Below are 21,543 nucleotides of genomic sequence, written 5' to 3'. Positions count from 1 at the left end.
ACCAACATGCGTCAGGAAGGACCCCAAATGTCGGGAAAGGCCCCTCCGGTCGAACTGAATATTGGTGCGCCTGTTTGTGGATGGTCTCATCCTAGAGCTTAGCCGCCAGTGAAGCTCTGCTTAATTAGGTGTGTGATATAATCTTCAGCAATTCGTCCCACGGCCTTCAGGCTATTTACGCCAAGCTTTTGTGCATTACCCTTAATTGCAATCCAATGTTGCGGGGCACGGGTAGCATCGAGAAATTCATGGCCATTGAGTGTTAATCGATACACCGTATAATTCACATGTAAGATGACCGGATCTTCAATATCGGGCATGGTATCAATTTGTGCAACTATAAAGCCTGCTTCCTCGCACAACATGACATGATAGGCAACGTCATCTGAAGACCAATCTTCGATAAGTATATTCTCAAGATTAGATATTGGACGATCTGCTTTTTCCTCAACATAAAGAAGAAGCGTTCTTACTAAATCCATATTGAGCTTCATGTCAGCCCCCACGCTATATTTATAAACACGAGCAATATGGTCTATGCCTGACATAAATGTCTCCTGTTATTTAATACGTAAGGTAAATTATCTAGCGAACTTGCCAATCGCTTCCGCAAAATATCGCCCAAAGCGTTCTTCTGCCACGCGCTGCACTGTCTCATGAAAATTTATCGTTCGCGTGTAAGAGCGCATACGCACAAACAACAACATTGGCTTGATTGAATTCTCGATCGGGTTTCGCTGCCATACCCCCGGGTGCAAATGTGATCCGCGCTCTGGTACAAAGAACCGCGCGTTCTTATAGCGGGCATTGCGCCTGGTAGAGGCCTCGGTACGCTTGCGGTTATAACCTGCTGTTCGTTCCGTAATTTGCAGGTCGGCCAGTATCCGTACAATCAAAGCCACACGAACATTGCCATATTGATCAAGCGGACAATCGCGCGCCGGTACCGCATAAAGCCCCTTAGCCATATGCCCTGCACTGATCAGCTGCCGCTCAAAGGATTTAAGATTGCGCTGACCACCAAAGAATTGCGGTGTCAGATAGTTGGCCGGTGGTGTTGAATTCTTAGCCCATGATTTACCGGCAATGATAACAGCTGCTGATAGTTTGGAGCTGCTCGCTTGTTCATAGGCGACACCACGCTTAGCAAATGGAGTGACGCGATCAAGCTTGGCTTCCATCTCATCCTGCACAGCCAATCGGCCTACAGCAGCTGTGCGGTTCAAAGCAGTAATCGTGGCTTTCGGGATAGTCTCACGCTCAAAGCGATCAAGTTCCCGCTCCCAACTGCTGGTATCAAAGTTTAAGTAAGCAGCTGGCCCATCTGATTGCAACGGGCCGCTCAATGATGAGGTGACGTTGAGCATAATTGGATTTCCTGAGTTGAAGAAATTCGCTCATAGCTTCGCACTTGGGGAGAAGCGGTTGCTGATCTTATCAGTCGCTTCTCCGGGATCCGTGCCGAGCTCTGCCATATTGGCTGCTACAGGGTGTCGGAAGCTTTACGCTCCACAGTCCACAGGTCGTCCCTGCTAAAAGAGCTATGCTGCTTTTATTAAATTGGCAAGAGGCACTTCAATTACTCTTTCCTGCCCAAATATGAAGGAAAGAACACGCACTGCCCTAGTACCAACATAGCCATCAATAACACCCTCAAATACACCCGCATGCCCTACAGGGAATGACACCCGCTCACCGCTCTCATAACGCGGCATTGATCTTGAAGTGTCGAATAAACCAACGTCAGTCAAACACTTGAGATCACTCATATATTGATCGCTGACTACAAGTGCGCCTTGTTGCCCAGATATCAAAGAAACGGCTCCATCAATACGCGATAATCCAACCCAACTTTCAGCACAAGGCACCACCTTAACAAACAGATATCCATTGAATATGGGCATCTCAACTTCCTTGCTTGGTTTGGTATAACGGCGCGGTTGAACCTTCTTTTTAAGTGGCAACCAAACCTCAATGCCGTAATTTAGTATTGATATGCACACATCTTTTTCTTTATTGTGAGCAGTACGAAGAACAAACCACTGCTTGTTCGATTGCTCATGACCTGCAGCAATAGCCAAAAACTTATCCTGCATGCGCTTATTGATTCGGTCTGGGTCGCGTTCATCCAGTCTTTTTGCCGTTTCAAGGATGCGTGATTCTTCAAAAGCTTTATTGTTTGGCATCATCATTTCACTACCTCTGAAAGCATTTCTTTAAAATTGTTTAGCTTCTCAGCTCCGCCAACGGGGAACCAAACCCACTCAGGCACATCGCTTTCATCAAACCACAACCAGCCATTTTGCTCATGCAGATCACGCCATTGCGCCCATAGATCTCCGCCTACCCGCACCTGCTCCATGTGATCACAAACAGCGAGATATTTCTCATCCACGATGTAACCGCGGCGAGACTTAGCGGCCTCGTGCATTTCGACAACCTTTGGAAACCCTGCCTTCATTAGCCAATCACGTTTGTAACGTGCACCCACGTCACCGCCCTGCAAGATCATGCTCTCAATGAACTTTGATGGACGGGTGAGCGGCTTTGCACCACCCAGCAACTCCGCAATGCGGCCTGCACCCCACATCTTGCCGTATGGTGCAGCAACTTTACGCACACCAGATGATCTTGCCTCATCCGCTTCCAGTGCCTGAAGCACAGTTGCTGGCAGGTCTGCCCACTTACGATCTCGGAAATATATACTGAGTGGAACAACTTGCTTGCCGCAGTGCCGCGCATAAGCCATCGCTTTCTGTTCAGCCTCAGCACGCTCCGCATCAGTGAGCCTGGCAAATTGCTTCACAGCCCATTCAGTCGGAGATTTTGCCCAATTGTGCCACTGAGTGTCGTGAGCAATCTTTTTGACGCGCCGTTCAAACTTTGAAGGATCATCGGTTGAATGTTCATCAACCTGATCTTTTTCAAAATTGCTTTCGCGCACCTCTCTCTCAAATGATGGTTTATCTAATGGTTCTATTACGGTTTGGGTGACATGGTGACACCCTAAACTGTCGTGGATGTCACCCTTAACTGTCATGGATGTCACCCTAAGATTTTCTAAGGGTGACATGGTGTCACCCTTAATATTAGCCTTTTGCTCAATAATCAGACGCTCAACCACATCCATATCGAAGTCATATCGTGTCGTAGTACCGCGTCCGCCACCACCTTCTTTGATGATTTTAAGCAGACCTTCCGTCACAAAATCGGCCAGCAATCGCTGAACTTGGCGTGGTGACAGGTCTGTTTCAACTGCAAGTCGTCCAACTGACGGCCAGATTCCACGTCCTTCATCGTCCGCAAAATCGCCCAAACGAATGGCCAGCATTTTACGTCCTGCAGTACCTAGCTGCACCTTGAATAGACGGGACATAACAGCAATACTCATTGCGCTACCCTCCGCCATACATCGTAATAGACCGGACGTGATCTCATCAGCCGCCCTTCCTTAATGCGCGAAGGTGCCGTCCCATCTGCGCACGCTTGCGCTGATAGGCGGATATCCCATGCAAAACTGTGGTGTGATCGCGGTTGCCGAGCCGTCTGCCAATTTGAGGTGAGGAAAGCCGTGTCAGCCTCCATGCCCAATAGTAAATCGCCTGTCGTGAATGTGAGGCCTTTCGGTCACATCGTGCCGAGTGCAGATCAACCATACTCACCTGAAAGACACGGCTTAACCGTTGTACGATCCGCTCGAAATTCGCGCGATATCGGCTTTGCTCATTGATGAGGTGGCGAGCGGCCAATTCAGCACTGACAGCATCCATAAATCGTTCAAATCTGCGCGCTGCCAGTGGTACCAATGAATAATCGGTCTCAAACAATTGCGGTTTAACGGGCGCGATAAAAGGCAAAACGACTGAGTTATGACGTGCAGCGCTAATGCCTCTTTCTGTATTGCGATAGGATGCGACAATCATGATGCGCCTCCCGCCTCATATCCCCATGCATCCCAGCCGTCACGTGGTGTGCGGCAGAACATTTCTAATCGTGGAACGCCTGGGTAAAGCTTCTCAATCTCCTCGGCGAAAAATGCAGGTTTGGCCGAATGCCGCCCCTTTTTCTCGCTGTGTACTGTCTCAGGCTGAGTGCCCGGCAGTGGTGCCACCACATCGCCGCGCCTGCCGATCAACAGCAGCTCATGGCGATCGCGTCCCCAATATCCAGTTCCGGCAACGGCTTTGTCCCAAATCCAGTGATGCACATACTGAAAGCCCCAAGCTTCCATGACCTGTAAAGCCTGTGGAAGCATCGGATTGGTTGCCCATAAAAACAGCACGGCATCATCTGCAACCGGATTGCCAAGTGTCGCCATCAATTGACAGATTTTATCCGTTTCCATTGTCGGGTAATGGTTTTCAGCGCTACGATCACCACCGGTTTGCTCCGATCTAACGCCGAACTTCCAAGGTGGATCGGCATAAAATACCGGATAGCGCCTCAACAGCTGATCAGGTGCGGTCGCTTTGCCAGCGCTCGCAACAATCGCCATATGCGCTAAACGAACTGTGTGTTTCAGCTTCTGCTTTTCGGTGCGGATCTCTTTCGCCTTGGCAACAATCTGCTTTTGCTCTTGGCGCAGAACCTTGCATTGCTCAGAATGTTGCAGCTCTGAGAGCGCTTCACCGGCATGCACAGACACGCGGCCCTCACGGATAGCGGCGAGCAGCTCTGGAGAACCATGCTCATGAATACGCTTTGCAGAATGAACAGCGCGTTCAGAAATAGAAAGTTTCGCCGCTGCCGTACGGGTCTGCAAATTTGCAGCCCCTGCCGTATTCTGATTTACACCGCGCTCCCAATCAACAATCGAAGCAGCAACAAGCGCTCGCTGACTTTCAGTCAAATGTCGGCGGTGCAAATTCTTTGAAAGTACAAAGTTGAGCGGATCAGTACCTGAATAATCTTCATACACAGGCTTGATACCTGCATGAATACAAGCCCATTGCCGGTTGCGGCCATCCAGCACCATGCCTTCAAGCAACAAAATCGGCTCATGCTGCCCGTGCGCGGTAATATCATCGGCCAACATTGTGCGCTCCGCTTCCGCAATCATCGGAAACAGATCAGCAAGCGGATGCGCCGGATAAGGAGTAGGCTTGGCCTTGGTTGCAGGTTTGCGGTTTACCGGTTTTTTCGCCTTCACGGACACAGGCACCGGCGCAAGATTATATGCGTCATAAGTTGTATTCATCATCTTTGCCCCCACTTATTCCATGCCCAACGCATCCATGTAGAGCTGCACCATTGCTTCCTCCTCTTGGCGCTCATGCAGCTCCATTTTGCGAAGACGAATGATGGTTCGCACTGCCTTGCTGTCGAAGCCGGTGCCTTTCAGCTCCCCAAAAACTTCCTTGATATCCTCGGAGATCGTCTTCTTTTCTTCCTCAAGCCGCTCAATGCGCTCGATGAAGGCACGAAGCTGACCGACTGCAATTGTCTGTGAGCTTTCCATTGTAATTTCATCAGTCATGATCTTGCCTCCGCTTAAAATCGGCACGCACGGGCGCAAGGCAGTGCTTTTGCAAGCGGCCTTCAATGGTCAGCCGTGCCAGCCGGTCTGCATGGTTGGGATATTTTTTAAGCACGGCTTTGGAACGCGCCGCGCCATATCGGGAATGAGAAACAAACGGCTCTGCGCCGTGCATGCGAAATCGGCGCGTCATGAAGCACCACCAGTCGCAGCCTCTTTCGCTTTGCGCTGAATGACGCGCAGATCCTGCACGCTCTTTTCAATTTTATTAGAAATCTCACGCTCTTCGGCAGCCGATATTTTACCGTCGGTAAGCGCATGCGCTAGCGCATCGACAACATCGCTGCTATCGCGCACAACATGTGCAATATCGGTTATCGTCGGAAGAACAGCGCCCTGCCCGTCAGATTCAAGTGCGACAAGCTTATAACCAAGCATTGCAGCCATGGCTGAGACGATACCGTTTGAACCGGTATCTAGCATCAGATCCATAGCCACATCGACCGGCATATGTGCTGCCGTATCATCAGGAGAGCCATATTTGGAAAGTGCTGGCGCTTTAACCCGCGTCACGTGCTCAAAGCTTGTGACGCCGCCAGCGAGTTCAAGCAAACGACGTACAGTGGCCTTCAATTGCCGACGCTGTTGTTCGCTTGTGGGACGAAGGACGCTCATAGCGCCACCTCAAAGAAAAAGCCTACCTCAAGAGCTACGGGGGTAGAATCTCTCTGGCAGGCTTTTCTCCGCCCCCAGGCGTTGGGTGATGGGCGTTGTGATATTTTTAACCGTTTATTATTCATGGCGTCAATTAAATTTTTAAAAATACCTGCCTTCGCACTTAGAAGGGAAAAAGCGCAAAGGCAGGCCAACATCTGCCGTGGGAGGAAGCGGCAGAGGATCAGGAAAGATTTAATCGGGTGATTTCCGTGACAGGCATGTGGATGTAGTGTTTGTTGAGGGGGCAGGATCATTGCACCACCTCATCAGGATAAGGGCGATAAACATCAGCTGGCCAAACAGCTTGTTCCGGCCAGTTTGTGGAGAACCAACGGATACCTAATTCAAATCTGTCGGTGGTGATCCCTGCCCCTGCCTCTAACCGAGCAATGACTTTACCATCACCAAAAACGAGGGTTGAAACTCGCGAAACACTTAAACACTTCGCACAAGCATATCGTTTTGAAATTTCTATAAGAGCTGTTTTCAACATCATGAAAACATCAATGCGATAAATTTACCGCGCAGTCAACGGTATTTTTACCGCTAAGAAAGCGATCAAAATGCGGTTAAGATACCTCATTATGACAAATGATATTAAAGAACGCATCCGTCAAAGACTTGATAAGCTGAACCTTTCAATGCGCAGCGCCTCCCTAGAGGCGGGGCTAAGCGATGCTTTTATCCGCAACATAGTCACCGGAAAATCTGCGTCACCGCGCGGCGTTAATCTGACGAAACTCGCACAGGTTCTGCGCACAACTGAAACATGGCTTCAGGATGGTGACGGCCCGCCAGATGCTCCGATGGGCTTCCGACCTGTAACAACTACCTATATCCCTTTAATATCATGGGTAAGCGCTGGAGAACTTGGTCACCAAGAGAGCGTAGAAGACTTTAGTTTCTACCCAACTGTGTCAGCATCAGACTTGCCAGAGGGTGATTGGATAGCTTTGCGCGTTGATGGCCCATCAATGAACAAGATATCCCCGCCTGACTCAATAATCCTTGTGAATAGATCTGATACACGCCTTGTAACCAATGGTTGCTACGTGATTGCCGACGAAACGGGTCAAGCGACCTACAAACGTTACCGTCCGAACGATGACCCACCTTTTCAACCAGCATCATACAAAGTAATTCCCGCGCCAAGTCTTGAGGGAGCCATTACTATTATTGGCCGCGTCAGACGTTCTATGATCGATATGTAACCCTAACAATCACTTCGAAACCCCACGGCCCTTCTAATAGCGACAAAATTTGATTCTCAGACATCAAACAGCGACAAAATACAGGTGCGGTATATTTATCGCACCCGGTATTGACGCGGTATATTTATCGCACTATGAATTGAACCATACCGCATAGGTGAATGGCTCAATTCAAAGACCTTCACCTCCCACAATCACTTGGAGGTGTAATTATGATTCTTTATGAAACCATCCCAGCCTCAGCGCTCACAATGTGGGATAAGCTGACTTTGGATGAAATGGCAGCAACCATGCAAGACATGGATGCTGCAGGCGAGCCGGTCACGCCGGAGAACCTGCACGGTCGCGGTCATTCCATGACTGACATTACCCTTTACGGCCTTCGCGCAGCCAGCCTTGCTCGCAAACGATCGGTAAAGGTAGCCTCGCTATGACCCAAAGAGCGTTACGCGAAAAGCTTAAATTTACACGCGCGCAAATAAGAACCGCTGCGATTATAGCTAAAGAACAAGGGGTCAACGTACGCCTTGATGCAGACGGTTCACTTTCCGTGCATCCAGCTAAGCCGGGTGATTTACTTTCCTTGACCACTGAACAGAGAGGCATTGTACGACTCTAATGCCGAAAATCAAAAGCAAGCTCCCCCTCTATGTTGTGCGAGAAGTTAGCCGCCACGGTCGTGTGAAGTATTTTTATCGCATAGGTAAAGGTGAGCGCATCCGCCTGCCCGATGAACTCAACACACCTGAATTCAAGGAAGCTTATAAGCAAGCAATTATTGGATATAAAATCGAAACACCACGCGGCATTATTTCACCACCTAATACATTACGCTGGCTCATAGATCATTATAGGGAAAGTTCGAGCTGGAAAGCTTTCTCACCGGCAACCCGAAAACAAAGAGAAAATATTTTTCTCAATGTAATCAAAAGATCCAACAATACGCTCTATACAGCCATTGATCGAAAATCAATTGTTGCAGCAGTTGAAGCGCGTTCAGAAACGCCAGCACAAGCCAACCACTTTCTCAAAGCTATGCGAGGTGTGTTTAGCTGGGCACTACAAAATGATTATGTGGTGATTGATCCGACCGCTGGAGTGTTTCCATTAAAATATAAATCTGCAGGTTTTGCACCATGGACAATGACTGATTTACTGCAATTTTTCGATAGATGGCCCATAGGCAGTAAGCCACGTCTTGCAGTTGAATTACTGCTTCATACAGGGCTTCGTCGTTCAGACGTAGTGCGAGCTGGCTGGCAGCATCTGCGGGGCAGCATTTTTACACTCCAAACTCAAAAGACCGGCTCTACAATTACCATAGAATTTCCTAATGCCCTTTTAGATGTAATCAGCGCCACAGAAACGGGCAGCACTTCTTTTCTAATTAGTGAAGCAGGAACGCCATTTGCCACTGAAAGTTTTGGCAATTGGTTTCGGGATCGTTGTAATGACGCTGGGATTAAGAAAAGCGCACACGGCTTACGCAAGCTCTCGGCCACACTCTCTGCAGAAGCAGGCGCTGCCACGCATGAGTTGATGGCCCAATACGGATGGTCAAATGTGAAGCAAGCTGAACTTTATACCAAAGGTGCCGACAGAGTTCGACTTTGCATCAGAAACTCAAGGCGTGTCGCTGGCCAGATTGAAACTGAAATAGCATTGACGCGCAAACTGAATGAGGACAGCAATAAAGATAGACCGAAACCTTAGACTTGCTGTCCCCACCTATAAGTCAGATTGGCTATTTTTGAACAGTAACACTTTGTGGAAGTGCAATTATCATATCGAAAATATAAGTAAATACAAAGGTATAGACCAGAAAGAAAAACAGTAACACTGCCTCCATCTGAAATGCCAACCAAAAACCCACACTATACCAAGCCATATAAAGTGGAACGATAATCAGACACAAGCCAAGCTCAAATAATGACGCATGTACAATACGAACCATAAGAGACCGGTCTGTAGCCTGTCTCTTGGCTTCCCATTTTTCAAAGAAAAGGTTGTAGGTATAATTCCATGCTACTGCGATGAGAGAAATCACGGTTGCGATTGGTAAAGAGCCTTCGACATCACTACCACTCAACATCATAAGAATAACCGTTGAGGCGGCAATAGCTATTATTTCAAAAGTTCCAACATAGAGAATACGCCGCTTAAGCGGCGGAAGAACGAACATAGTCAGCTCCTGAGCTAGCAAATCTAACTTGTAGAGCCGGCACGCCCCGGCACTTAAATATAAGGGGATTGAAGCAGATCGCGGTTTTCCATCTGCTATCGAGAGAAATAGGGATCATTATAGCACAAGTCAACAGATAGTCAGACATATTTTAGAATTCGCTTATGAGTTCCGACTAGGTTCCATATCCCTTATGACTCAAATTTCCTTAGCAATTTATCTATAGAACGCAATATATCACGTGGCATTTTAGCTGATACTAACTGCTTTCATACCCAGATTAGAAACCACTTAAAGCAGGCTTGCTCGCCGGATATAATTAGAAAAAGTATATATTTAGTATAAAATCTTTGAAATTAGTTTCTTAGGAGGCCAAAAATGGATCTATTTATAGGTAGCTGCTTGTGCGGTAATGTGCGTATTGTGGCATCAGGCCCCCCATGCAGAGTTGGAATTTGTCATTGCTATGACTGCCGCAAACATCACGGCGCTGTATTTCATGCTTCAGCTGTTTTTTCCCAGGAAGCCGTAACAATTCACGGTATAACTAGTGATTATGCTGGTAGGTTTTTTTGTCCTCAATGCGGATCATCAGTTTTTTCACGGACCAATGATGAGATTGAAATAAACTTGGGTTCCCTAAATAAGTCTTCACAACTGGAACCAAGTTATGAACTCTGGACCATTCATCGTGAAAATTGGCTACCTGAATTTCCCAATACAAAAAAATACGACCGTGATCGTAGTTCATCAAATCGCTTAGAAAATTAAGGCAAAGAAAAAAGCTTCTACACAGTATTACACTTTTTATTAAAATGTCGGTTTAGCTACAAGTCTGATGGGTGTGACTGGTAATATATAAGCGTCGTAATTTTTTATATGCTAGAAATAGCAAGGGGACGTGCAATTTTGTACCTCTACTCTCATAGATCGGACGCAAACATGAATATGCCAGTATGGATCAAACCAGCTCTCGTTGGAGCTGGTGTTGGAGCTATAGCCTTGGCTATCATAGGTTTTAATTGGGGGGGCTGGGTTTCAGCATCCACAGCACAAAAGCAATCTGACGCAGCAGCTATGACAGCTGTAACAACGGTAATGACACCTTATTGTCTTGCGTTAGCTAAGAGCGATATTAATTCGTCAGAGGTGTTAACGGCACTGAAAGCAGCATCTGGTTACAATCGTCGCGGCGTGATTGAGAAAGCTGGCTGGGCTACACCACTCGGAGCCGATAAACCAAATAGTGATTTGGCACGGGCTTGTGAAGTAGCATTAGCTGCTCTTTAAGAGTCAAATAAACTACATATTACACCAGCCAATCAATATTTTTGGGCTGGTGTAATATAAATATAAAAAATATCAAAATATTTTATATAAAGCTGCTTTATTTTTATAAAGATTTGTATCTGCTAAAGTTAGTACATCTTCGGCACTTAAACCCTCACTAGATTGAGCGATACCAATACTCGCAGATAATATTATACTATGATCACATATATCAATCTCGGTATCAGCAAGATGATTTTTGAACTTTAATGCAGCCTGTCTAGCCTCTTCGTATGTGGCACCAGCAAGCACCATACAAAACTCATCTCCGCCACTACGAGCAACGAGATCATCTGCCTTTGCAAATGACGAGAGTGCATTAGCAAAAGATCTCAACGCAGTATCTCCTCCTGAATGACCATACGTATCGTTCAAAGTTTTAAATTGGTCTAAATCTGCAACAATAACTGAATAAGGTATGCCAGACTTAGCATGGAGAAGCTGTGCGTGATTGAGGTATTTACCCAATGCGCGACGATTAGCGATTCCGGTTAGTTCGTCAGTTTCTGAAAGCTGATGTAGGTTATCATGCAATCGATCAACCATCTGTATGACAAGCCCCAAGTTCCAAACTGTCGCACAAAAAATAGTCGTCACGAGAGAATAAGACGCCAATTGATAAAACACAGAGAACGATAACACCCCTGTAATCACGCCAGTATTGCCTATGATGACCATTAACTGGCCGAGAGAAGCACAGAAAAACGCTACTGCAGCTATATATGCACCTAATAAAACAGGCCGGTAGCTTAATAGGTAGTAAACACTAGATATCATCACAATTGCCTGGCCAAGTGCATAAACAATGCTCCTTGCCCGATCATCATTATGAAATGCGATCATTAGAAGTGTCATAGAAGCCGTGTAAAAGACAGCTGCTAAAATGCCAGGTTTTTGCCCATTAGAACGACGCATTCCCATGACATAATGGCAAAAACCAAAAATGATAATTGTGTTGCCAACGATCGCCGGTACCAACTGACCTTTATTACCCTGTATAATTAATACAGCACCGCCAATAAGTGATAGAAAATTCGCTATAAATAAATCACGTGATACTAAATTAGGATAATATTTATAAGCAAAGGCTGCCCATACAACTGAAACAGCCAAACCATTCAAAAATATTACTATGTAAAGAGTGAGGAAATCCAAGCTAACCATATAAAATCAAATGCTCATTTTATTGTACATATATTTCGTAAAAAATGTGAACATAGTTTACATATGTTTCTTATAAGCAAGTATTATAGATCATACTTAACTTGTTTTTACACTAAATAAATTTAATTTTGAAAGCTTAGGGCTGTATTTATAACATTGAACCCCTCACCTTTTAGCTTAGTGAGGGAATTGAACTTATTAATATAATTATTTCAATTGCTTAGGTTTTAAATGGAGGCCTCGCCCGGAATCGAACCGGGATGCAAGGATTTGCAGTCCTCTGCGTAACCACTCCGCCACGAGGCCTCACTAATAGCTAAATCAGAAAGCTGTTCTCCGAATTAGTATGGCTGTTCATTATGGGAGGAATCATCAGTCGTCAAGCCATCCTAAGAAAATTCCTCAACTTATTCAGCATACTTATTCGAAAACACACATAAAAGTTCAAAGCTCCTTACCATGCATGGTCACAAAAAGCAGAGTCTTTAACAAATGATGTTCCGTTGAATTATTTGTTAAAATAATTAAAAGCTGAGAATTTTAAATTTTATGATTAGATCATGGATAGATATTAGTTCCGACTTCATCTGAGAGTTAGCGGTTTTGTTGTGATATCTATTAGGCATATTTCAGCCTATAAGTTTTTCCTGCCAACTCGTTTTATCGTCAATCATTGTCTCGATCGGTCTTTTTCCGTGCACATCTCCCCTTGATAGGAGCGCGTATTGTTGTAGTGATACAGTTAATCATGAAGATCAGTTTGCAATTTCCTAATGCATTGGTAAATCTTCTTGCGCAATGTGACCAGACAAAACTCCTGAGGAATGGTTTATGGCAAGCATTCACAAATTGCATTGGTTTTCAGATTTTGGACTTTCGTTTCTGTGTGATTAATTTTATTTATCACACAGAGTATCGGATAGTCATGATTTTCAGCATTACCACAATATTTTGTCCCTCAATCTATTTATATCCGTAATACTGGTAATTTGTGTTTCTGCATGCAGGGTAAAATCCGGACCATTAAACAAATCTGTAACTGTGATGCGGATTTCGTCCTGTAGAATTTAGCATGGGTTTATTTTGATTACACCTCAACATAGGCCTACGGATAGACTTGGCAAACAGCATTGTGTCTAACAGGCCCATTAACCGGTAGAGTTAAATATTAATCGCCCCTGCATTCGTTGCAAGATAACATCCGTGATAATTTCGAGTAAATATCGCTCATGAAAATCCGGTCCATGCTCAATATTAAACTCCTTCAGGCTGATGAAACGATAGCCGTCCGTCACCATATCATAGTGGGTGTGCCAGCCCATCTCATTTTTCTCCTGAGAACTGAAGCGTGGCTTCCTATCTTTTAAGACTTTTTTCAGGCCATGTTGTGAGGAACGGATAGGAAAGTGATTAAGAGTGAAGCGATAAGGAAAGACGCTTTTTGATGGAAATTGAGCATGATGCCCACCCGTTGATGACAGGTCGACTAAGAGATCGCCTTGCAACCAAGCTTTAGTTTGCAAAAAATGGGAAGGCTGCTTCGAAAAGTAAAAATGTGAAAAATGAGCGGTTGGATCCATTGGGCGTGCAAAGTCGTCGTTGAGCGGAGGATATTCTACGACACCAAATTCAATTGCATTGCTCTTATATGCCTGAGCAATCGCTAAGCCTCGACTTAGAGAAACGTCGATCCACGGAGACGCTCGCAACTCATCACTATCTATGTGGATTATCCAGCGATCTGGAAAATGAAAACCTATTTCAGCCTTGCGGTCCAGTATTGATCTCCAGACATACTCCTTTGTAGGCTCAGCAGGAAATCTCTCTACAGCAACTCTTTCAGGATACTCTTCCCGTAAAGCTTCTAGCAGTTCATATGTCCCGTCATCTGACCAGTTATCAAGAAAATGTATATCAATACCATCTTCCAAATGTCTTCGAGAAAGTTGCTCGATTATATCTGCGTCATTGTAACATGAAACGATACCGAGTGGGTTTACAGATAAATCAACGCATTCTTTGTTGATCTGTTTGTCCAATATAATAATGCTATTAAACTTCTCCCTTTTCATATTGTCATTAATCGAATAACCAGAAAACGCTGGCTGCATTCCATGTGCGGAAAAGAAAGAGCATAGCTCAGCGAGTGTCCATTCACGCACGTGAGCAGGATTTACAGGTGGCCCCTCGTGCAAATAGCCGTGGAGCTTCTCACGATCAGGTGTTGATAAAACGACTATCCCACCAGCATCGTAAATATGCTTTAAGCACTCAATTAAACCTAGAGGCGACCTAAGATGCTCAATGACATCTGCGCATATTACGATAGAATCGTTCCAGTCAATCTTTGGTAATTGACGACTATCTGCTTTCTCAAGATCCAACTCGAAAGCTTTACATTTTGGGTAGTTTTCTTTGAAGTAATCAACATTCACGCCAAAGTCTATTGCATATTTAATTTTTGCTGTTGAGCCAATTTCGGCTAATTTTTTTCCGTTTCCCGATCCTATATCAACCAATATACTTCGCCCAGTTTGGCGCAGGAGAAAATCTGCTCCATAATAAACTTCAGGCTGATGAACTACAATCCGGCTTGTGCAGGATCGATCATCGAAATAGGCGTTATCAAGCCGTTCTTTATATGAAGATGGCATGTGATATTGCGTAAGCTCAGCACTATTCATGAATGCTCTTTTCATATTATTTTTTCGATTGCGTTCATTAAAAAACGATCTACAGAAATGTCATCAAGGCATTTTTCTAAGTAATTTTTGTCGGATAGAACACCAGAATCGATTACATCTTCGATGTTGTCTCTCACCAAATCGAGTGACAAATTATTCATATCGAAAGTACGTACTAACTTAGAAAATGGGAAATCTTCATCACCTGTAGGGTCCGTCAATACAGGGACGCCACAAGCGGCGGCCAAATAGACCCTTGGCGCCAGGGCTTGGATGTCATCAGCGTGAATGTTGAGAATACAACGGGAGCGTTTAAACAGCGTTCCAAGTTCGCTACCACTCACACCATGCTCAATCCATAAAAATGATAAATTGAAGTTCTTTAAATGTGATAGAATACGCAAGCGACGGTCAGTAGCCTTTCCGATGAAAAGGATATCCCATTTTGGCTTCCGAACACTGGTAGGGTTAAAATGGTTCGTGTTTACAGGTATTACTGCATAATCATCTATTGGCAGATGATGCCGTTCAATATAGGAACGTGACCCGCTGTCGTAATGATAAATACGATTGTAACCTTCTTTTTGAAGGTTAGAAATCATTGCAAGGCGTCGATCCGTCTCTGAAGAGGTTTTTAACAGGCCGTCAGCTGAGATTTTGGGAAGCGGCTCGGTAGAAAAGCCTATCTTGTACCCGGGGAAAGAATTTAACGCTTCCGTACTATGAAGTTCCGGCCTGTAAATAAGCGTAATATCGGGCCGATAATTACGTAAATCTGCATAGACCGTCGTTGAAAAGTGGTCGTAGTCAAACCAAGCAACGTTAAAAAAACGCGATTTCAATTCACAAAAATGGTTTTCGAAGTAGACGCGATGTCCAAGGCACGCGACACGCAACTTCATCGGGCAGCCTCTTCCAGTCGACGGAAACCAGTCGTTCTACGAAGTAGAGGCGAAAGTATTTTCCATGCGCGACTGTTCTTAAAGAGCGCGTCAGCGTGTTCAGCAATAATATCTGCACGTGTAGGTGGCTGATTGGTAAAAGCTTGGGCTTGCGGAGGCGTTAATCGCTCCTGCATAACAACACCGTTGTATTCGCACATACTACTAAAGAGTGAGGCGAAGTAAGGATTGTCTTGTAGGTTGTTAATTAGATCCTTAATCAAAGGTTTTTGTTCTTTACCTACAAAAACGATACCAAGACCAAACTGATGCAAAAGCTCGAAAGACGGAAATTCTTTTTTTAAGTTTTGCCAACATATTTTGAATGGATCGTTGTGATTTGGATGATTGATCGTTGTTATTATAATTATTCCACTAGAAGACAACTTAGGTGTCCATTCCGAAATAATTTTATTTATATTTTTTCTATCTGTTAGATGGGAAATTGTTAGAATGTCTATTGAATTCTCAACGAACAGATCCACTGTTTTTTTTGGATTTCCGATAATTACTGTCGATTGCGGGTAATTATTAGATATGCTTTTCAAGACATGTTCTATTTCAGAATTAGAGCTATCTTCTTTTCCATCAAAAACACCATAACAAGAGGTATCTAATTTGAAATGCTTCACTGCAGAGCTAGCCGCCTCTAATACCGAACTTTTAGATACACCAAGGTCAACTACGATATTGGGATTAGCCAACCGTGTAAGTAGTGTTATCACCGGGATGTGCCCTAAAAGCGTTTTTGGCGTATGAGAAGTAGGCAGTGTGTAAAGGCACTCTGTAAGTGCCCAGCCAAAAAGTTCTGAATTAGAGGACAAAAACTTCTCCTTAGATCAAGATACAGTCTTAGGGATTGCTGAATGAAATAGTATTGTCCAATGTTGTGCTGTTAATTGTGAAAATCGTATGACTATACGCTCATAAATATTAAGTCATACAGCGCCATTTTGGACGCGTGTTCTATAAAAAAGCTAGAGCAGATTGATGACGCTTAGCTCACTCACTAAACGAATATTCGTGCAACGCCATGATGCACATTTGCTTTAATTGAGCTTAATACAGCGCCCGGATTACGCGACTCTAATTTCGCTACAGATACGCCGCCCTTCGCGCGCATTTCACAAGAAAGTCGCAAATGGATAAAAATGTACCAGTACGCATTCGTTCTAGGGCCATTTTCATCCGCATCAGATGCTTACGGTTTTCTCAAATCCATTAACTGACTTTTCCCCTCTTTAGTAAAAGGCGGCAAGGATAACGTATATATTCTCAAACAAAGCGATTTTGAAATTGTGCATTGGATCGTATTTTAAAGAAAAAGAGGAAAGGCCTCTCACTAGAGCATTTCACTATCAAGTTGAATCAACTTGATAGCTTTGACAATGCGAAAAAGCTTAACTCTAGAGCGAGCGCTACGATCCAACCTGAACGTTACCCGCTCTAGTGTTTGATCGCATAGAGTTAAATAAAGAGAGTTTGGAGAAATATAATGCACTTACAACAACAATTAGCAACGGCAGCACATGCAAAAGCAATTTATCAGAAAGTCGAGGCAGTCGAGAAGATTTTGACCCCATTGTTAGAGGCTCTGGCATGAGACATGTCGAACGACCAGAGCAAGCCCCCTCTTCAGAACCTTCAAGAGATATGGGAGACGCTCCTGAATTCAAACCGAATGCTTCAATTAAGTCTGGAGGATGTACACAGCAAGCCAAACAATATCGAACACTCGCTGAGATTAAATCGTCGACAATAAGGGCAGCACCACCAAATATTCAGATCACTTGTGAAAAAGCGGGTTTGCATTAATGATGTGAATGAGATCGCTAAGGAGGTAAGTGGCTTTTGATCTGATATCTTTGAGATGACATCAAACGTACTGTTGCCATGGCTTGGCAAAGACTGCATGACTGTATGACTGTATGACTGTATGACTGTATGACTGTATGACTGTATGACTGTATGACTGTATTGATATGCTCAAAATGTGTTCAGAGACAAATTTTGTACGCTTATCTGAAAAGTCACAGAACGATGGTATGATAATGATAATACGATAGTCATTCGACTGATATCTACACGCCTATACTTGATCCTAGTCGCATGTGTTTTTAATCACTGTATATTTTTTAGGGTGACTTCGAGGTCATCCACCCTTCGCCTTTACGTCAAACCTTAAAGCGAATTACTGATCTATAAAATAGGTAAGAATGAAATATTGCGCCATTGTTGCAGCTGTAAACGAATTTGCTCCAGGCGTCCGTTGAAGCTAAAAATCCGTCAAAAAATTTTACATAATTATTTCAGACGTTTATGGCGGAGGGGGTGGGATTCGAACCCACGGTACGGTCTCCCGCACGCCGGTTTTCAAGACCGGTGCCTTAAACCACTCGGCCACCCCTCCTCCGGGGCAAATCAGCCCGGAACGCACTATGATGTGGCGAATGAAGGCTACATACAGTCACTCATATGTCTTCGTCAATCGCTATGGCTTAAATTATTGTGCTTGTTTACAAATAATTGTTGAGACTACCTGTACCCATGTACCATTATGTCTCAAATTCACCCCTTTTAGCCATTGGCAGAACATCAACCCTGCCCTTTATGCTGTAATAACAGGAATATGCCCGATGAGTCTGGAATCAGTTAAAGCCTTCTTTGCAGAACATGCTCCCGATATTGCCATTATCGAACTGGAAACCAGCACTGCAACAGTGGCTGAGGCTGCCGCCGCGCATCAGGTTGAGCCAGCACAAATTGCTAAAACACTTTCTCTCAAGCTGGGAGATGCTGTGATTCTGCTGGTTGCCCGCGGAGATGCAAGGCTGGATAATCGGAAATACAAAGACCAGTTCCAAAACAAACCCCGCATGCTCGATTTTGATTCCGTTTTGGAGGCCACAGGCCACCCTGTTGGAGGCGTGTGTCCTTTTGGCGTTGCTGATCACCTGAAAATCTATTGCGACGTATCCCTGAAGGCCTTTGAAGAGGTTTTGCCGGCCGCAGGTGCTGTAAATAGTGCAGTACGCATTAACCCGCTGCGACTTGCAGAACTCACAAATGCTGTGTGGGTAGATGTGTGCCAATAGATTGCTGTCATTATTTCATAAAATATGATTAATTTTAGTGACTTTAAATTCAAATCACCTCTTCATATTTATTCAGAATAGTTCTAAACTGCACTCATGTTTTTAGCAGCGCACAGTTGCGCGGCGGAAAAGGACCTGAAATGCGTCTTACCAGACAGACCAATTATGCCATTCGTATGCTGATGTATTGCGCGGCAAATGAAGGCAATCTCAGTCGTATTGCTGAAATCGCCAAGGCCTATACGGTCTCGGAGCTGTTTCTGTTTAAAATCCTGCAGCCGCTTGTTGAGAATAATATTGTTACAACAGTGCGTGGCCGTAATGGCGGGGTAAAACTTGGGCGCCCTGCCTCTGAAATTTCACTTTTTGACGTTGTACGCGTGACCGAAGATAATTTCGCGATGGCTGAATGTTTTGACAGTGATTCCGAATGTCCGCTGGTTGACAGTTGCGCGCTGAATTCAGCCTTGCGTGAGGCTTTGAACGCGTTTTTTGCAGTGCTTGGCAAATACAGCATTCAGGATCTGATTGATGCACGGCCAAATGTGCGTATGTTGCTTGGTATTGACGAGCTGGCACCACGTGCCATTGCTGCGGCACATTAAACCGAATAAGCCCCCCATATAGAAAGCCCTGAACCAATATGGCTCAGGGCTTTTTTTGTACCGATTTCAAATCGCGGAATGCGGCAGAATAAACAACTGCTCCGCAGGTGGCGTTACACCAACCTGTAGCGGACATTCATAAACCCTCAACAAGCGCTCATTTGTAAATGTCTCGGCAACTGTGCCGCAAGCATCAATACTACCATCATGCACCATAACCACGTGATCTGCATAAAGCGCAGTCAGGTTGAGATCGTGGAGAATGGTGATAACACCACCACCCTTGGCGGCAAAATTGCGCGCTATATCCATCACCAGCATCTGATGACGGATATCAAGGCTGGATACCGGTTCATCAAGCAGTAAATAGCGTGGCTGACCATCCAGAACCGGCTTCCACACCTGACAGAGAACACGTGCCAATTGTGCCCGCTGCTGCTCGCCACCGGAAAGCTCCTGATAATATCTGCCGCCAAAGCCGGTTAAATCTACCAGCTCCAGCGCCTGATCAGGCAAATGCGCCTCTTCTGACGCTGCAAGTCCAGAACGACCGCCGGTAAGCCCCAATGTCACAATTTCACGTACAGTGAACGGAAATGACAGCGCACTGGCTTGTGGCAATACTGCGCGACGCTCAGCCATCTGCCATGGCTTAAAACTTTCAAACAAAGCGCCATCGAGCAATGCCTGACCGGTATAAGGCAGATCTCCGGACAAAGCACGGATCAGCGTGGTCTTGCCAGAGCCATTAGGCCCGACAATAGCGGTTACCTCACCCGGCTTTGCGCGGATATTGACGTTTTTCAGAATGGTCTTACCACCCAGCTGAATAGCCAGATCTTTGGTTTCAATCATGTTTATAAGTCCAGCAAGCCGCGGCGACGCAGCAATATCCAAAGGAAGAACGGCGCGCCAACAAAGGCAGTCACAATGCCAATCGGGATTTCAGCAGGCGCAACAATGGTGCGGCTCACAGCATCAGCCAGCAGCAGCATACTGGCACCCAGCAATGCTGAGGCCGGTAACAGGTAGCGATGATCCGGCCCGATGGAAAGGCGCAGCAAATGTGGCACCACAATACCCACAAAACCGATACCGCCACTCACAGCCACAGAAGCACCCGTTGCCGCCGCCACTAGAATAATCGCAGCATTTTTAATCCGCTGAATTGGCAATCCGAGATGATTGGCAGTCGCCTCACCTAATGCCAGAGCATTCAAACCACGCGCCAGAAAAGGTGATGCGAAAAGCGTGAGCGCAATAATTGGTCCGGCGGTCAAAATCTTGCCCCAAGTAGCGCCTGCAAGCGACCCCATACCCCAGAAGGTCAGGTCACGCAATTGCCGGTCATCTGCAATATAAACCATCACACCGCTGAAAGCACCGGTCATCGCTCCTAGCGCAATACCGGCAAGCAGCATTGTTGCAATTGATGTGCGCCCGCGCCGTGTTGCAACCCGATACAGAATTAGCGTGGTTACAAGACCGCCAAGAAATGCGGCCAGCGGCAGAGTAAAAATGCCGAACAGGCTTAATAATGGCGCAAGAAAAGTGCCGCCAAGCACAATCACGCTGATCGCACCAAGGCTCGCACCTGATGATACGCCAACCAACCCCGGATCGGCTAACGGATTACGAAACAATCCCTGCATAACCGCGCCCGATACCGCCAGTGAAGCCCCGATCAAAATACCCAAGGCAATACGTGGCAGACGAATATCAAGAATGATGATCCGGTCGCGTAATGCGGCAATATCATCAGGCTCAATTCCAGTTGAAAACAGGGATTTAAGCACAGCCCAACTTGATGCCTGCGAAGCACCGGCTGTGAGGCTGAACAGCGCTACAGCAACCAATAACACCGCCAACAAAGCTATGATCATGCGTGCCTGCCGCGAACGATCGCCCTGTAGAGCTGGTAAGCCGTCTTTACCACCAGATGTCGAGACATCTTTGGGTGTAACGGCAGCAGCAAGATTGCGTTTGGCAAAGTGGGAAGCAGGCATGTCGCCAACAGTATCAGTCAAAATCTTTGCTTTCCGTTTTAGCCATGCATATGCGAAACATTCAATTCGAGCAGATGCAAAAATACAAAGCTCGCCGGTTTAAACCGATGAGATTACGAAGAGAATAGCAGCG

24 protein-coding genes and 2 tRNA genes are annotated in these 21,543 nt (G+C 45.5%); 7 read left to right on the top strand and 19 right to left on the bottom strand.

The window, feature by feature from the left end; translation table 11 throughout:
* Window positions 1–98 precede the first annotated feature (98 nt).
* From MP213Fo_RS14495 to MP213Fo_RS14450, 10 genes are all read right to left on the bottom strand, one after another.
* Entirely contained in the window at window positions 99–548 is a 450-nt protein-coding gene (locus MP213Fo_RS14495; protein ID WP_421089656.1) for a DUF2513 domain-containing protein, read from the bottom strand.
* A 33-nt stretch (window positions 549–581) separates the two neighbouring features.
* Complete coding sequence (locus MP213Fo_RS14490; protein ID WP_421089655.1) at window positions 582–1,367, bottom strand: hypothetical protein; 786 nt, start codon at window positions 1,365–1,367, stop codon at window positions 582–584.
* Window positions 1,368–1,541: 174 nt separating this feature from the next.
* Window positions 1,542–2,192 carry a transcription termination/antitermination protein NusG gene (gene nusG / locus MP213Fo_RS14485; RefSeq protein ID WP_421089654.1) on the bottom strand — a complete coding sequence of 217 codons (651 nt, stop codon included), beginning with the start codon at window positions 2,190–2,192 and terminating at the stop codon, window positions 1,542–1,544.
* On the bottom strand, window positions 2,189–3,376 hold the full coding sequence (locus tag MP213Fo_RS14480; RefSeq protein WP_421089653.1) for a hypothetical protein: 1,188 nt from the start codon (window positions 3,374–3,376) through the stop codon (window positions 2,189–2,191). Before MP213Fo_RS14480 ends, nusG begins: the two co-directional genes overlap by 4 nt.
* 61 nt (window positions 3,377–3,437) lie before the next feature.
* Window positions 3,438–3,923, bottom strand: a complete 486-nt coding sequence (locus tag MP213Fo_RS14475) for a helix-turn-helix domain-containing protein (RefSeq protein ID WP_421089652.1) — start codon at window positions 3,921–3,923, stop codon at window positions 3,438–3,440.
* Window positions 3,920–5,200 (bottom strand): MT-A70 family methyltransferase, encoded by a 1,281-nt coding sequence (locus MP213Fo_RS14470; RefSeq protein WP_421089651.1) that lies wholly within the window; start codon window positions 5,198–5,200, stop codon window positions 3,920–3,922. Before MP213Fo_RS14470 ends, MP213Fo_RS14475 begins: the two co-directional genes overlap by 4 nt.
* A gap of 12 nt (window positions 5,201–5,212) precedes the next feature.
* A complete protein-coding gene (locus MP213Fo_RS14465; RefSeq protein ID WP_421089650.1) occupies window positions 5,213–5,476 on the bottom strand; it encodes a DUF2312 domain-containing protein in 264 nt (87 codons plus the stop codon).
* Entirely contained in the window at window positions 5,469–5,669 is a 201-nt protein-coding gene (locus tag MP213Fo_RS14460) for a hypothetical protein (protein ID WP_421089649.1), read from the bottom strand. The genes MP213Fo_RS14465 and MP213Fo_RS14460 overlap by 8 nt, the downstream gene beginning before the upstream one ends.
* The gene (locus MP213Fo_RS14455; RefSeq protein ID WP_421089648.1) at window positions 5,666–6,151 is read right to left on the bottom strand and encodes a phage regulatory CII family protein; all 486 of its coding nucleotides are present in this window, start codon (window positions 6,149–6,151) and stop codon (window positions 5,666–5,668) included. Before MP213Fo_RS14455 ends, MP213Fo_RS14460 begins: the two co-directional genes overlap by 4 nt.
* A gap of 292 nt (window positions 6,152–6,443) precedes the next feature.
* Window positions 6,444–6,689: a hypothetical protein gene (locus MP213Fo_RS14450; protein ID WP_421089647.1), complete on the bottom strand. Its 246-nt coding sequence runs from the start codon at window positions 6,687–6,689 to the stop codon at window positions 6,444–6,446.
* An 88-nt stretch (window positions 6,690–6,777) separates the two neighbouring features.
* Here MP213Fo_RS14450 and MP213Fo_RS14445 point away from each other — a divergent pair, with 88 nt between their 5' ends.
* The 3 genes from MP213Fo_RS14445 to MP213Fo_RS14435 all read left to right on the top strand — a co-directional run bounded on the left by MP213Fo_RS14445 (window position 6,778) and on the right by MP213Fo_RS14435 (window position 9,117).
* Window positions 6,778–7,404, top strand: coding sequence for a LexA family protein (locus MP213Fo_RS14445; RefSeq protein WP_421089646.1), 627 nt, complete (start codon window positions 6,778–6,780; stop codon window positions 7,402–7,404).
* A 212-nt stretch (window positions 7,405–7,616) separates the two neighbouring features.
* Entirely contained in the window at window positions 7,617–7,838 is a 222-nt protein-coding gene (locus MP213Fo_RS14440; protein WP_421089645.1) for a hypothetical protein, read from the top strand.
* A 184-nt stretch (window positions 7,839–8,022) separates the two neighbouring features.
* Window positions 8,023–9,117, top strand: a complete 1,095-nt coding sequence (locus MP213Fo_RS14435) for a tyrosine-type recombinase/integrase (RefSeq protein ID WP_421089644.1) — start codon at window positions 8,023–8,025, stop codon at window positions 9,115–9,117.
* Window positions 9,118–9,148: 31 nt separating this feature from the next.
* On the opposite strand, the gene MP213Fo_RS14430 is transcribed toward MP213Fo_RS14435, so the two are convergent.
* Window positions 9,149–9,586: a PACE efflux transporter gene (locus MP213Fo_RS14430; protein WP_421089643.1), complete on the bottom strand. Its 438-nt coding sequence runs from the start codon at window positions 9,584–9,586 to the stop codon at window positions 9,149–9,151.
* Window positions 9,587–9,964: 378 nt separating this feature from the next.
* On the opposite strand from MP213Fo_RS14430, the gene MP213Fo_RS14425 reads away from it, so the two are divergent.
* Complete coding sequence (locus MP213Fo_RS14425) at window positions 9,965–10,357, top strand: GFA family protein (protein ID WP_421089642.1); 393 nt, start codon at window positions 9,965–9,967, stop codon at window positions 10,355–10,357.
* A gap of 171 nt (window positions 10,358–10,528) precedes the next feature.
* Window positions 10,529–10,876, top strand: a complete 348-nt coding sequence (locus MP213Fo_RS14420) for a hypothetical protein (RefSeq protein WP_421089641.1) — start codon at window positions 10,529–10,531, stop codon at window positions 10,874–10,876.
* A 72-nt stretch (window positions 10,877–10,948) separates the two neighbouring features.
* Here MP213Fo_RS14420 and MP213Fo_RS14415 read toward each other — a convergent pair whose 3' ends face one another.
* The 6 genes from MP213Fo_RS14415 to MP213Fo_RS14390 form a co-directional block, all read right to left on the bottom strand.
* Window positions 10,949–12,079 carry a GGDEF domain-containing protein gene (locus tag MP213Fo_RS14415; RefSeq protein WP_421089640.1) on the bottom strand — a complete coding sequence of 377 codons (1,131 nt, stop codon included), beginning with the start codon at window positions 12,077–12,079 and terminating at the stop codon, window positions 10,949–10,951.
* 232 nt (window positions 12,080–12,311) lie between these two features.
* A tRNA-Cys gene (locus MP213Fo_RS14410) sits at window positions 12,312–12,385 on the bottom strand.
* 842 nt (window positions 12,386–13,227) lie between these two features.
* A complete protein-coding gene (locus MP213Fo_RS14405) occupies window positions 13,228–14,763 on the bottom strand; it encodes a methyltransferase domain-containing protein (RefSeq protein WP_421089639.1) in 1,536 nt (511 codons plus the stop codon).
* A gap of 11 nt (window positions 14,764–14,774) precedes the next feature.
* Entirely contained in the window at window positions 14,775–15,665 is an 891-nt protein-coding gene (locus MP213Fo_RS14400) for a glycosyltransferase family protein (RefSeq protein WP_421089638.1), read from the bottom strand.
* Entirely contained in the window at window positions 15,662–16,528 is an 867-nt protein-coding gene (locus tag MP213Fo_RS14395; protein ID WP_421089637.1) for a hypothetical protein, read from the bottom strand. The genes MP213Fo_RS14400 and MP213Fo_RS14395 overlap by 4 nt, the downstream gene beginning before the upstream one ends.
* 1,496 nt (window positions 16,529–18,024) lie before the next feature.
* Window positions 18,025–18,114 (bottom strand) — tRNA-Ser (locus MP213Fo_RS14390).
* Window positions 18,115–18,340: 226 nt separating this feature from the next.
* Here MP213Fo_RS14390 and MP213Fo_RS14385 point away from each other — a divergent pair.
* Both MP213Fo_RS14385 and rirA read left to right on the top strand, forming a co-directional pair.
* Complete coding sequence (locus tag MP213Fo_RS14385) at window positions 18,341–18,799, top strand: YbaK/EbsC family protein (protein WP_421089636.1); 459 nt, start codon at window positions 18,341–18,343, stop codon at window positions 18,797–18,799.
* A gap of 140 nt (window positions 18,800–18,939) precedes the next feature.
* Window positions 18,940–19,404: an iron-responsive transcriptional regulator RirA gene (rirA, locus tag MP213Fo_RS14380; protein ID WP_421089635.1), complete on the top strand. Its 465-nt coding sequence runs from the start codon at window positions 18,940–18,942 to the stop codon at window positions 19,402–19,404.
* A 66-nt stretch (window positions 19,405–19,470) separates the two neighbouring features.
* On the opposite strand, the gene MP213Fo_RS14375 is transcribed toward rirA, so the two are convergent.
* Together MP213Fo_RS14375 and MP213Fo_RS14370 are read right to left on the bottom strand one after the other, a co-directional pair.
* Window positions 19,471–20,259 (bottom strand): heme ABC transporter ATP-binding protein, encoded by a 789-nt coding sequence (locus MP213Fo_RS14375; RefSeq protein WP_421089634.1) that lies wholly within the window; start codon window positions 20,257–20,259, stop codon window positions 19,471–19,473.
* A 2-nt stretch (window positions 20,260–20,261) separates the two neighbouring features.
* Window positions 20,262–21,431 carry a FecCD family ABC transporter permease gene (locus MP213Fo_RS14370; RefSeq protein WP_421089633.1) on the bottom strand — a complete coding sequence of 390 codons (1,170 nt, stop codon included), beginning with the start codon at window positions 21,429–21,431 and terminating at the stop codon, window positions 20,262–20,264.
* Window positions 21,432–21,543 lie beyond the last annotated feature (112 nt).

It is taken from the genome of Pseudochrobactrum mosebachae, assembly GCF_048914685.1.
In the GTDB taxonomy this organism is placed as follows: Bacteria; Pseudomonadota; Alphaproteobacteria; order Rhizobiales; family Rhizobiaceae; genus Pseudochrobactrum.
The sequence above is the reverse complement of the archived record's forward strand: the minus strand, read 5'-3'. Positions and strand labels throughout refer to the sequence as shown.

Coding starts and splice junctions, on each gene's coding strand:
- MP213Fo_RS14495 (WP_421089656.1), bottom strand. CDS start 548: ATGTCAGGCATAGACCATATTGCTCGTGTTTATAAATATAGCGTGGGG.
- MP213Fo_RS14490 (WP_421089655.1), bottom strand. CDS start 1,367: ATGCTCAACGTCACCTCATCATTGAGCGGCCCGTTGCAATCAGATGGG.
- nusG (WP_421089654.1), bottom strand. CDS start 2,192: ATGATGATGCCAAACAATAAAGCTTTTGAAGAATCACGCATCCTTGAA.
- MP213Fo_RS14480 (WP_421089653.1), bottom strand. CDS start 3,376: ATGTCCCGTCTATTCAAGGTGCAGCTAGGTACTGCAGGACGTAAAATG.
- MP213Fo_RS14475 (WP_421089652.1), bottom strand. CDS start 3,923: ATGATTGTCGCATCCTATCGCAATACAGAAAGAGGCATTAGCGCTGCA.
- MP213Fo_RS14470 (WP_421089651.1), bottom strand. CDS start 5,200: ATGATGAATACAACTTATGACGCATATAATCTTGCGCCGGTGCCTGTG.
- MP213Fo_RS14465 (WP_421089650.1), bottom strand. CDS start 5,476: ATGACTGATGAAATTACAATGGAAAGCTCACAGACAATTGCAGTCGGT.
- MP213Fo_RS14460 (WP_421089649.1), bottom strand. CDS start 5,669: ATGACGCGCCGATTTCGCATGCACGGCGCAGAGCCGTTTGTTTCTCAT.
- MP213Fo_RS14455 (WP_421089648.1), bottom strand. CDS start 6,151: ATGAGCGTCCTTCGTCCCACAAGCGAACAACAGCGTCGGCAATTGAAG.
- MP213Fo_RS14450 (WP_421089647.1), bottom strand. CDS start 6,689: ATGATGTTGAAAACAGCTCTTATAGAAATTTCAAAACGATATGCTTGT.
- MP213Fo_RS14445 (WP_421089646.1), top strand. CDS start 6,778: ATGACAAATGATATTAAAGAACGCATCCGTCAAAGACTTGATAAGCTG.
- MP213Fo_RS14440 (WP_421089645.1), top strand. CDS start 7,617: ATGATTCTTTATGAAACCATCCCAGCCTCAGCGCTCACAATGTGGGAT.
- MP213Fo_RS14435 (WP_421089644.1), top strand. CDS start 8,023: ATGCCGAAAATCAAAAGCAAGCTCCCCCTCTATGTTGTGCGAGAAGTT.
- MP213Fo_RS14430 (WP_421089643.1), bottom strand. CDS start 9,586: ATGTTCGTTCTTCCGCCGCTTAAGCGGCGTATTCTCTATGTTGGAACT.
- MP213Fo_RS14425 (WP_421089642.1), top strand. CDS start 9,965: ATGGATCTATTTATAGGTAGCTGCTTGTGCGGTAATGTGCGTATTGTG.
- MP213Fo_RS14420 (WP_421089641.1), top strand. CDS start 10,529: ATGAATATGCCAGTATGGATCAAACCAGCTCTCGTTGGAGCTGGTGTT.
- MP213Fo_RS14415 (WP_421089640.1), bottom strand. CDS start 12,079: ATGGTTAGCTTGGATTTCCTCACTCTTTACATAGTAATATTTTTGAAT.
- MP213Fo_RS14405 (WP_421089639.1), bottom strand. CDS start 14,763: ATGAATAGTGCTGAGCTTACGCAATATCACATGCCATCTTCATATAAA.
- MP213Fo_RS14400 (WP_421089638.1), bottom strand. CDS start 15,665: ATGAAGTTGCGTGTCGCGTGCCTTGGACATCGCGTCTACTTCGAAAAC.
- MP213Fo_RS14385 (WP_421089636.1), top strand. CDS start 18,341: ATGAGTCTGGAATCAGTTAAAGCCTTCTTTGCAGAACATGCTCCCGAT.
- rirA (WP_421089635.1), top strand. CDS start 18,940: ATGCGTCTTACCAGACAGACCAATTATGCCATTCGTATGCTGATGTAT.
- MP213Fo_RS14375 (WP_421089634.1), bottom strand. CDS start 20,259: ATGATTGAAACCAAAGATCTGGCTATTCAGCTGGGTGGTAAGACCATT.